Origin of the sequence: Mesorhizobium sp. M7A.F.Ca.US.002.01.1.1, assembly GCF_004022955.1 — a bacterium.
In the GTDB taxonomy this organism is placed as follows: domain Bacteria; phylum Pseudomonadota; class Alphaproteobacteria; order Rhizobiales; family Rhizobiaceae; genus Mesorhizobium; species Mesorhizobium ciceri.
On sequence record NZ_RZQE01000188.1, the window covers coordinates 1 to 10,738 of the forward strand.

Sequence of the window (10,738 nt, forward strand, 5' to 3'; positions counted from 1 at the left end):
TGCCAGTCCTGGGAGGAGAAAATGACCGACATGAAAAAACGGCCGACCGCCGATGCGGATGCCGTGGGTCATGCGCGCATCGGATATTTCCGCCGCGGCCAGGGACCTCGACGGGGTCAGGCATAGATCACCTTGGCCCCTGTCCTATCAAGCTGGCTGCGTATTGGGCCGGACAGGCCATCGTCGGTGATCACGACATCGACGCTCGACAGCGAAAAGGCCTTGGAGGTTCCGCTGACGCCCCATTTGCTCGAATCCGCAAGGAGGACAACGCGCCGGGCCATGCGCACGAGGTTTCGCTTGGTTCGCGCCATGTCTTCGTTCACGTCGACCACATCCAGTGACGAGTCAATCGCATGCGCTCCAACAAAGACCTGATGCGCTACCAAGCCGCCGAGAGCCGTGTCGGCATCGGTGATCAGCGTGCTTACCGTGTCCGGGTAGACCCGGCCGCCGATCATGTGAACGTCGAGCCCGGGCCGATGCATCAGATGCTGCACGATATTCATCGCCGTGGCCGCGACCACGACATTGCTGAGCGGCGGTAACAGCATGGCAACCTGCATCAATGTCGAGCCGCCATCGAAGATGACTGATTGGTTGTCCTCGAACAGGTCTATCGCTGCCCGGGCGATGCGTTTCTTTGCATCGAGGTTTGTTTGCATCCGCCGGGCGAACGCGGCCGTGGTCGAATCCGTGGTCCGGGTCACCGCGCCTCCGCGGGTCTTGGTCAGCAGTCCCTTGCGATCCAGTATCTCGAGGTCGGAGCGCACCGTGACTTCCGACACGCCAAAATCATCTGACAGGTCCTTGATGCGAACCTGTCCGCTGCGTTGCACTTCACCCAGGATCGATTGGCGTCTCTGCTCTGACAACATTGGCCTGTCCTTGCCTCCATGCGCCAAGCGATCGCCCTGGCCTCGGTTCACTCTACCGAAAATAGGGGAATTCGAAAGCTTTCGAAAGATTGCATTTGTTATTTCTTTCGCAAACACTGGGTCCAGGATTTTGAAATCAATCAATTGGAGAGTTTTGGACTCATGAGCCTCGGAACCAAGGTGCGCCTGGCGCGCCTCTTCTCACATCCATCGGGGAATCTTTTTGGCGGCGCGGTCGACCACTTTGTCGGCTATGGCGACGTGCGCAAAGGAGGTCTTGCCGACCTGCCGGGTGCGCTTGCACGCGTCATGGTAGGCAAACCCGACTACGTCAGCATCCAGCCTGGCACCGCGCGCCATCTGTGGCCGCAATATGCGGGCAAGGCTTCCCTGGTGATCCAGGCCGGCTGCTTCACCCCAGACGATCGCATCAGTGAACTGATTGCAACGCCCGAGGATGCGGTGCGCGCCGGCGCCGATGCGTTGGCCGTGGCCATTCCGGTGCGTGGCGCGACCGAGGGAAAATACATACGCTGGCTGACCGATTCGGTGAACGCGGCGGCTCGTTACGGCATGCCGGTGGTGGCGCATATCTACCCTCGCGATTTCACCGACGGGGCAAAAATCGTCTTCACCCCCGACGAGATCGCCTATGCGGCACGCATCGGCTACGAGTCCGGCGTCGATGTGATCAAGATCGGTTACACGGGCGATTTCGAGTCGTTTCGAGAGACCGTTCGGACCTGCCCGGTGCCGGTTGTGATCGCCGGAGGTCCGAAGACCGACACGCTGCTCGGCGCCCTTCAGCAGACGGCGGACGCCATCCGTGCCGGCGCGCGCGGTGCCGTGGTGGGCCGCAATCTCTGGGGGCACGGCGATCCGGAAAAGGCAGCGATCGCCTTTCGGGGCGTCATCCATGACGGCCTTTCGGCGCAAGACGCCTTGGCGAAGGCGGGTGCCTGAACGATGCCCGCCGTCCCTTCAATCCTCGGCTTCGGAGCTATTGCGATCGACGACATCGTCTATGTCGATCAGCCGTTGTCGGCGGGCAGGGGGAAGGTTTTGCAAAGTGCCCGGGCTTTCGGGGGAAACGTCGCGACGGCACTTGCCGCCGTCGCGCGGCTCGGCGGAAGCGCCGGGTTCGTCGGATGGCTGGGCAGTGCCGCCGACGACGCCGTGTTGTGCGATCTCGTTGCGAGCGGCGTTGAAACCGCGTTCGCGCCGCGCCACCCGCACGCGCGCCCGGTGCGCTCGCGGATCACCGTCGGTTCGGATGGGGAGCGGTTCATCGCGTATGACGACGAAGCGATGCTGGGCACCGCGCCGGACTTTCCGGACGAGGTTCTCAGCCGCGCGACTGTCCTGATCGTCGACAGTTACGGGATCGAGTCGCTGGATGTCGTGGCTCGGGCTCGCGATCTCGGCCTTGCGATCCTCGGCGATGTCGAATGGAGCCACGGCCCGGCCACCGAGAGACTGATCGGGCTCTGCGACCATCTCATTCTTCCGCTCGGTTTCGCGCGGACCGCCACCGGCCGCCAGGCTCCGGCCGAGATACTCGACGCATTGTGGTTGCCGTCGCGGTCCGCCGTGGTTCTGACGGATGGCGGCAGAGGCGTCTTCTATCGCGGACGCGACGAGACAGGGCTCTGGCACCTGCCTCCGCACCGGGTTGCCGTCGTCGACTCGACCGGCGCCGGTGACTGCTTTCATGGCGCCTATGCCCTTGCCTTGACGCGCGGGGCCGACACCGCAGGCCGGGTCGCATTCGCGGCCGCGGCGGCGGCCCTTTCGATAACGGGGCGGGGCGGGCGCGAGGCGCTTCCGACCGACGACCAGGTCAAGGAACTCCTGGCATCGACGAACGCGCCGTCGGCAGTCGAACTGAAATATGCGCGGCTTGATACCGGAACATAGCCTGAACTATCCGAGGAAAAATTTCGCAGGTGAGCGTAAGCCGAGGACAATCATAAGAATCAATGGCTTAGACTTGTGGAGGGAGGAATATGGCAGAAGTCGTTCTTGAGAATATCTGCAAGACATACGGGAACAATTTTCACGCAATCGACCAATTGAACCTGTCGGTCAAGGACGGCGAGTTCTTGATTCTCGTCGGGCCGTCCGGCTGTGGCAAATCCACCGCGTTGCGGATGATCGCGGGATTGGAGGACGTCACCAGCGGCAGCCTCCGGATCGGCGGGGTCGACGTCGTCGACATGCCGCCCAAGGATCGCGACATCGCGATGGTCTTCCAGAGCTACGCCCTCTATCCGCATATGACTGTGTTCGAAAACATCGGCTTTTCGATGCGGCTGGCAGGCAAGCCGAAGGCCGAGCGCAAAAAGCGCGTGGACGAGATCGCCAAAACCCTTCAACTGACGTCTCTGCTGGACAGCAAACCCGCGAACCTTTCAGGCGGACAGCGTCAAAGGGTTGCCATGGGCCGCGCCATGGTGCGCGAGCCGGCAGCCTTTCTCATGGACGAACCCCTTTCCAATCTGGACGCGAAACTGCGTGTTCAAATGCGCGCCGAAATCACCAGTCTGCAAAAGCAGCTCGGCGTAACGACCATATATGTGACCCACGACCAAACCGAAGCCATGACGATGGGCGACAGGGTCGCGGTGTTGAAAGGCGGCGTGCTGCAGCAGGTCGACGCACCCAAGAGACTCTATGAATCGCCGGTGAACGCTTTCGTTGCCGGCTTCATCGGGTCTCCTTCGATGAATCTTTTCGAGGCAACCCTGACGGGCGACGAACTGATGTCCGGCGCCTTGGCCATCCGGCTGCAGGATGCAGCCTTCGTGCGCAGGCCGGGCTTGAGGTCGTATGCGGGGCGCAAGGTCGTGTTCGGGATACGACCGGAGGATCTCTATGACAGCAGTCTCGAATCGGGCCGCAAGTATCAGACGATTCCGGCAAAGGTGACCTCGATCGAAGAACTCGGATCCGAACAAATCGTCCATCTCAACATCGATGCGGTCCGGGTGGACTCCGGCGACCCTGACGCGGTGCAGGATTTCGGCCTGGCGTCGAATGCGGTGGCGAAATTCGAACCGGTCAGCACAGTCCGCTCCGGCTCGGAAATCAGCTTGGCCCTGGATGATGCCAAGCTCCATTTCTTCGACCCCGAGACGCATCTGGCAATCTGAATATCAGCGATGAGACCCGCGGGCGAGGGTGAGGCGCCTGCGTAAGAAGACTTCTGAATAATCAGACGATCGGCCGCATTGTGCGGGCGAATATAAAGAAGGAGGAGAAAATGACGTTTCGTATTAAATCCGCGATGCTGAAAATGGCCGCGGCCGCATGGTTGCTTGGCGCAACCGGCGCCATGGCGGATACGACGCTGGAATTCACCCAATGGTGGGAGCCCGAATTGCCGGCTGGCTCGCTCAGGTCAATTATGGACGAGTTCGAGGCGGCAAACCCCGGAATCAAGGTGACGCTGGTCAGCGGCCCCTACGCCACCACGCGAGACCAGATCTCGGTTGGTGCTGCAACCGGAACGCTCAGCGACGTCGTCGGTCTCGACGGCGCCTGGGTGAACAATCTGAATGCGCAGGGTGCACTCGCCGACATGAATCCGATGATGGATGCGAGCGGTTTCGACAAGAGCCAGGTCGCGGATATCATCAAGGTGGACGGCAAGGCCGTGATGTTTCCCGTGGCTTCGTTCGTCTATCCGGTCTTCGTGAATTTGGACCTCGCCGCCAAGGCGGGCGTGACCAAGCTGCCGTCGACCCGTGCGGAGTTTCTCGAAGCCGCCAAGAAGATGACGCACGCCGACCAGAACCAGTATGGCTGGGTGCTGCCCCTGTCGCTGCAAACGCCATCCGGCGTCCAGAACGACATGATGTCGTGGGTTTGGGCTTCGGGCCAGTCGATGATGGCGAGCGGCAAGCCGGACCTTGAGGGCAAACCGGTGGTGGATATGCTCACTTTCGTCAAATCACTCAATGACGCCGGCACCATCTCGCCCGGCATCGCCACCAAGACCGAGCAGGAAAAGGTCGAGGAGTTCGTCAACAACCGCGTCGGGATGATGATCGACTCGCTCGCGCATGTGAACCTCATCCGCAAGCGCAATCCCAAGCTGAACTTCGACCTCATCCCGGTCCCTGTCGTGGAAAACTATACCGGCAAGCGCGGCCTTCCCTATGCCTCCTGGGGCATCGGCATCTCTGCGGCTTCGAAACATCAGGAAGAGGCCTGGAAACTCGTCCAGTATCTGATGAGTGAAAAGGTCAACGCCAAGCTCGTGTCGCTTGCAAACGCGTTCCCGGGCAACGTCAACGCCAAGCCCGATTTCGTGACCTCGGACAAGGCTTTCGGCAAGGCTTTTGAAATCTTCAAGACCGGTCATCTCGCCAATGAGTTCACGGGCCTGCCGGTGGCTGAAGACCTGATGACCCAGTTCGACGTGCAAGCCCAGAAGATGCTCGCCGGCGAGCAGTCTCCGGAACAAGCAGCCGCCGCCGCTCAGAAGGGCTGGATGGCGAAATTCTGATCGGCCTGTTCCCGTTTGCTGTCTTCGACCGGGTGACCTGACTTCGGGCAGGCCACCCGGCAACAACGGATCGGCATTCTGAGTGGACTTGTTTTTGAAAGCTTACCTTCCCTTGAAGGCGTATCCCAAGGTTGGCACATGACCCGGCAAAAGCGCTCCCACCACAAGCTCAAACGAGCGGTCGCACCCTACCTCTATCTGTCGCCCTCGCTGCTCATAATCGGGCTCCTGATGCTGCTGCCGATGGTGACGGTGATTGCCTACTCGTTCCAGAACAGCGCGGTGCTGCGTCGTGACCCATCCTTTGCCGGACTGAAGCACTACCAGGCGATCTTCGACGACCCCGTGTTCTGGGCTTCGCTGTGGCACACGCTCTACTTCACATGCATGAGTGTCATTTTCCACATGACCATCGGCATGGTCTTCGCGCTCATGCTGAACAGCGACCGCATCAATCCGACGCTGCGCAATATTCTGCGCGTGCTCTACATACTGCCCTGGCTGTTCACCGCGGTGATCATCGCCGTGATCTGGCGCCTCCTGCTTGAGCCGAACGGTGTCGTGAACAGTATTCTCATGCAAATCGGCATCATAGGTTCCAAGGTCGAATGGTTTTCCTCGCCTGAGACCGCGCTGCATGCAGTCACTTTTGCCAATATCTGGGCGGGCTACCCGCTCTTCATGGTCAGTTTGCTCGCGGGTTTGCAGGGCATTCCCAAGGATTTCTACGAGGCCGCCGATATCGACGGGGCGAAAGCCTACCAGAAGCTGATCTTCATCACCATTCCGCAGCTGATGCCGATCATCATCAGCATCTCGCTGCTCGACTTCATCTGGACCATGCAGGTCTTCCCGCTAATCTGGATAACGACGGGCGGTGGCCCGATCTACTCGACCGAGGTCCTCAGCACCTACACGTACAAGCTGGCATTTTCGAGCTACAACCTGTCGCAGGCTTCGGCCAGCGCCGTGGTCATCCTGCTGATCTCTCTCGGCCTGACGCTGTTCTATATTCGCTATCAAAAGGCTCGGTAATCACCATGAGGAAAAGGCACACGCCGAAAGACAGGCTGATCACCGTGGCGCTCCATGTAGCGCTTGCAGCAGGGCTCTTTTTCGCGGCATTCCCGATCTACTGGATGCTGAGCAGCTCGTTCAAATCGAATACCGAAATCTTTGCCCTGCCACCAACCATCCTGCCAAAGGCGTTCACGCTGGAAGCGTATGCAGCCATCCTTGGCGACCCGGTAAAGCTGCGCTTCTTCTTCAACAGCTATTTCGTGGCGGGAGCGGTGACCGTGCTGACGGTGCTGATCGCCTTGCTGGCGGCCTACGGGTTCAGCCGCTTCAATTTCCGCGGCAAGGGCAGCCTGAACACAATCATCATCAGCACGCAGACGATTCCGCCGATCACACTTTTGATCCCCTTCTTCGGGCTTGTCGTCTCATACGGTATCTTCGATACCTACGTCGCGCTGATCCTGACCTACCTGGTGTTTACGCTGCCCTACGCGATCCTGCTGATGACGGGATATCTGAACACCTTGCCCCGCGATCTCGATGAAGCCGTGGCTGTCGACGGCGGCAGCAGCTGGACCGCGCTTTGGCGGGTGATTGTCCCGATTTCACTGCCTGGTATCGTGGCGACGTCGGTCTACACCTTCCTGTTGTGCTGGAACGAATTTCTCTTTGCGCTGACGCTGACGAAGTCGACGTCCATGCGCACGGTCCCGATCGGCATCCAGCTGTTGATGGGGCAGCATGCCTTCGAATGGAACCAGATGATGGCGATGAGCGTGCTCGGCTCGCTACCGCTCTTGCTCATCTACCTCGTTGCCCAGAGGTACTTCCTCGCCGGCATGACCGCGGGCTCGGTCAAGTAGGATGTTCATCCCACGGCGACGCAGGGTGGCATCAATCAATAAGCGGTATCAAGGATTGAAAGGATGAACGTGAAAGACCTCAAAGTCGGCTGCCAGACCTTCACCTGGGAAATGCTGGGAGACCGGTTCACCGGCGGCCCCGACGATCTGCTGAGGGCGATCTCTGACGGTGGCTATGCCGGCATCGAGATCACCGACACCATGATCGGACATTATGGCGACAAGCCGGAGGAGTTCGCCGCCGCGCTGAAGACGTCGGGGCTGACGCTGGTTTCTTTCGCCTTTGGCTCGAACAGTGGCTTTACGCTGAAGGAGAAGATCGGCGACGATCTCGAGACCGCCAAACGCTGGATCGGCTTCGCGGCTGCGTTCCCGGGCGCGCTGGTCTCGATGGGCTCGGCGACGGTGGTGTCCGACGGGCCGCGTGAGGATAAGTTCGCCATCGCGGCCGATGTCTACAACAACGCCGGCGAGATCGGACGCAAGGCCGGGGTCCAGGTTGCGGTGCATCCCAGCTCGCACCACAACACGCTGCTGTTCGACCGCGCCGATTACGATGCGATCTTTGCCTTGCTCGACCCCGACCTGGTCGGCTGGGTACCGGATACCGGCCATATACTGCGCGGCCACAACGACATGTCCGATACGCTGCGCACCTACCGCGACCGCATCCGCTACATCCACCTCAAGGACGTCGATGCCAACGGCACCTGGGCCATGCTCGGCAAGGGCGTCTGCGACACGCCGGCGGTGATCGAGATCGCCAACACCGCACCGCGCTTCAATGGCTGGCTGGTGCTGGAGGAGGAATCCGAAACGGCCGCCGCGGATCCCGCCGGCGCGGTAAAAACCAACCGCCAGACAATGCGCAGCTTGGGCGCCTGAAGAACGAGACGATGATCAAGAAACAGGACAGACGCCTCAGGGTCGGTGTGCTCGGCTGCGGCCCCATCGCGCAGTTCGCGCATCTGCAATCCTGCGTGAAGGCTGGGAATGCCGACCTCTACGCCATCTGCGACGCGGCACCCGATCTGCTCGCCCGCATGGGCGCCACCTACGAGCCGCAAAAGATGTATGCCGACTACGACGCCATGCTCGCCGATCCCGAACTGGAAGCGGTGATCGTCGCCACGTCGGACGCCTATCACGTGCCGATGTCGATCAAGGCGCTCGATGCGGGAAAGCATGTCCTGTGCGAAAAGCCGATCGGCACCTCGGTGGAGGAAGGCGAGGCGCTGGCCCAGGCGGTCAGGCGCTCGGGCAAGGTGCTGCAGGTCGGGCATATGAAGCGCTTCGACCCGGCGCTGGAGGCGGCGCGCGACTTCGTGCGCGACGAGATCGGCGAGGTGCTGGCGCTGAAGGCCTGGTACTGCGATTCCACCCATCGCTACACCAACACCGATGCCATTCAGCCGCTGCCGGTCACCAGCAAGCTGGCGAAGAAGCCGACCGGCAATCCCAAGGCTGATCTCAGGCAATATTTCATGCTGGCGCACGGCTCGCATCTCGTCGATACGGCGCGTTTCCTGTGCGGCGAAATCGTTGCCGTGCGCGCCCGCCTCAACGAACGCTTCGGCGCCTATTGCTGGTTCGTCGAGACCGAATTCGCCAGCGGCGCGCTCGGCCATCTCGACCTGACGGTTGCCGTGCGCATGGACTGGCACGAAGGTTTTCAGCTCTATGGCGAGAACGGCTCCGTCATCGCGAAAACCTTCAACCCCTGGTACTTCCGCGCCAGCGAGGTCGAGATCTTTTACGAGAAGACCGCCACCGCCCACAAGCCGCTCGGCGCCGACGGCCATTTCTTCCGCCGCCAGCTCGAAGGTCTTGCCGACACCGTGCTCACCGGCACGCCGATGCGCGGCGCCAATGTCGAGGACGGTATCGCCTCGATCCGCGCCATGGTCGCCATCGCGCGTTCGGTCGAGACAGGTGAACGGGTCGAACTCGCCTCGGTTTCGGGAGCGGTCTGATGCGTCTCGGCATTTTCGCCAAGACATTTGCCGGCACAGAGCCGGCTGCCGTGCTGACGGCGGTTAAGCAGGCTGGCTATGAGACGACGCAGTTCAATCTCGCCTGCGCCGGCCTGCCGTCGATGCCGGATGTCGTGCCGGCGGATGCCATCGCTTCCGTCCGTGCCGCAGTGCGATCGTCAGGCGTTTCGCTGGCCGCGCTGTCGGGCACCTACAACATGGCGCATCCCGACAAGGCTGTGCGCGACGATGGTCTTCGCCGTCTTGCCGTCGTCATCGAGACGGCGGCGGCCCTCGGTATTCCGCTGGTCACGCTCTGCACCGGCTCGCGCAATGCCGCCGATCAATGGGCGTATCATCCCGACAATAGCACGCCGGCCGCCTGGTCCGACATGGCCGCCGAGATGGAGAAAGCGCTGGCGCTTGCCGAAGACGCCGGCGTCGATCTCGGCATCGAGCCCGAGCAGGCCAACATCGTTACCTCGGCCAGGGACGCGACCAGGCTGATCGCCGAAATGGGATCGAAGCATCTGAAGATCGTGCTCGATCCGGCGAACCTGTTCGAGCACGCGACGCAACACGAAGCGCGCGCCATCGTCGCCGCCGCGATCGACGAGGCTGCCGGCCATATCGCCATGGCGCACGCCAAGGATCGCTCTGGTGACGGCCGCTTTGCCACCGCCGGACAAGGCATCGTCGATTTTCCGCATTTTGTTTCACGGCTGAAGGCAGCGGGCTTCGACGGATCGCTCGTCACCCACGGGCTGTCCGCCGATGAAGCCCCCGGCGTCGCAGCCTTTCTGCGGGGACTCCTCTGATGGGCGCCGCGCCGGCGATCCTGCTTCGCGACGATGCATCGCTTCGTGTCTTCGACACGGGGCAGGGCAGGCCTCCCGTCGTCTTCCAGCATGGCCTCGGCGGTGATGCGGCGCAGGTGGCGCAGAACTTTCCCGATGGCCCTTCATACCGCCGGCTGACCGTCGAATGCCGAGCGCAGGGCGGTTCCGACGCCGGCAGCAATCGCCCGTTTTCGATCGCGATGTTCGCCGACGACGTGCTGGCCGCCGCAGATGCGGTCGGCCTCGACCGTTTCGTCGCCGGCGGCATCTCGATGGGCGCGGCCATCGCCTTGCGGCTTGCGGCCCGGCACCCGGATAGGGTCACAGGTCTCGTGCTTGTTCGCCCTGCCTGGGCTTTCGACGCGGCACCGCAAAACATGCGCCCTTACGTGGAAGTGGCGGAGCTCATCCTCAGCCGTCCGCTGGATGACGCGCGCGATGCCTTCGCGGCCTCCGCGACTGCCACATGGTTTCGCACCGAAGCGCCGGACAATCTCGCGTCCTTGCTTGGCTTTTTTGCGCGCGAGAACGCGAATGTTTTCGCCGAGGTGATGCGAGCAATCGCAAACGATGGGCCCGGCGTGACGCGGGCAGCGGCCGCCGGCCTCGCGCTCCCGACACTCGTCATCGGCAGCGGCATCGATCTCGTCCATCC

Annotated in this window: 11 protein-coding genes; 10 read left to right on the plus strand and 1 reads right to left on the minus strand. The window is 61.7% G+C overall.

The window, feature by feature from the left end:
- Positions 1-116 precede the first annotated feature (116 nt).
- Complete coding sequence (locus EN932_RS18820) at positions 117-878, minus strand: DeoR/GlpR family DNA-binding transcription regulator (RefSeq protein ID WP_013532952.1); 762 nt, start codon at positions 876-878, stop codon at positions 117-119.
- Between the two features lie 162 nt (positions 879-1,040).
- Between EN932_RS18820 and EN932_RS18825 the strand changes: the two genes are divergently transcribed.
- The 10 genes from EN932_RS18825 to EN932_RS18870 all read left to right on the plus strand — a co-directional run.
- Entirely contained in the window at positions 1,041-1,841 is an 801-nt protein-coding gene (locus tag EN932_RS18825) for a class I fructose-bisphosphate aldolase (RefSeq protein WP_023756676.1), read from the plus strand.
- Between the two features lie 3 nt (positions 1,842-1,844).
- Positions 1,845-2,795, plus strand: a complete 951-nt coding sequence (locus EN932_RS18830) for a PfkB family carbohydrate kinase (RefSeq protein ID WP_128368975.1) — start codon at positions 1,845-1,847, stop codon at positions 2,793-2,795.
- A gap of 89 nt (positions 2,796-2,884) precedes the next feature.
- The gene (locus EN932_RS18835) at positions 2,885-4,030 is read left to right on the plus strand and encodes an ABC transporter ATP-binding protein (RefSeq protein WP_063167588.1); all 1,146 of its coding nucleotides are present in this window, start codon (positions 2,885-2,887) and stop codon (positions 4,028-4,030) included.
- A gap of 110 nt (positions 4,031-4,140) precedes the next feature.
- Positions 4,141-5,388 (plus strand): sugar ABC transporter substrate-binding protein, encoded by a 1,248-nt coding sequence (locus EN932_RS18840; RefSeq protein ID WP_127369154.1) that lies wholly within the window; start codon positions 4,141-4,143, stop codon positions 5,386-5,388.
- 138 nt (positions 5,389-5,526) lie between these two features.
- Positions 5,527-6,423, plus strand: coding sequence for a sugar ABC transporter permease (locus tag EN932_RS18845; RefSeq protein ID WP_023764771.1), 897 nt, complete (start codon positions 5,527-5,529; stop codon positions 6,421-6,423).
- Positions 6,424-6,428: 5 nt separating this feature from the next.
- On the plus strand, positions 6,429-7,271 hold the full coding sequence (locus tag EN932_RS18850; protein ID WP_013532946.1) for a carbohydrate ABC transporter permease: 843 nt from the start codon (positions 6,429-6,431) through the stop codon (positions 7,269-7,271).
- A gap of 63 nt (positions 7,272-7,334) precedes the next feature.
- Positions 7,335-8,156 carry a sugar phosphate isomerase/epimerase gene (locus EN932_RS18855; protein WP_127369155.1) on the plus strand — a complete coding sequence of 274 codons (822 nt, stop codon included), beginning with the start codon at positions 7,335-7,337 and terminating at the stop codon, positions 8,154-8,156.
- 11 nt (positions 8,157-8,167) lie between these two features.
- A complete protein-coding gene (locus tag EN932_RS18860; protein WP_127369156.1) occupies positions 8,168-9,244 on the plus strand; it encodes a Gfo/Idh/MocA family oxidoreductase in 1,077 nt (358 codons plus the stop codon).
- Entirely contained in the window at positions 9,244-10,062 is an 819-nt protein-coding gene (locus tag EN932_RS18865) for a sugar phosphate isomerase/epimerase (protein WP_127384989.1), read from the plus strand. The genes EN932_RS18860 and EN932_RS18865 overlap by 1 nt, the downstream gene beginning before the upstream one ends.
- Positions 10,062-10,738, plus strand: a 677-nt coding sequence (locus tag EN932_RS18870; RefSeq protein ID WP_164890536.1) for an alpha/beta hydrolase, incomplete at its 3' end; no start/stop codon positions are given. The genes EN932_RS18865 and EN932_RS18870, both read left to right, overlap by 1 nt.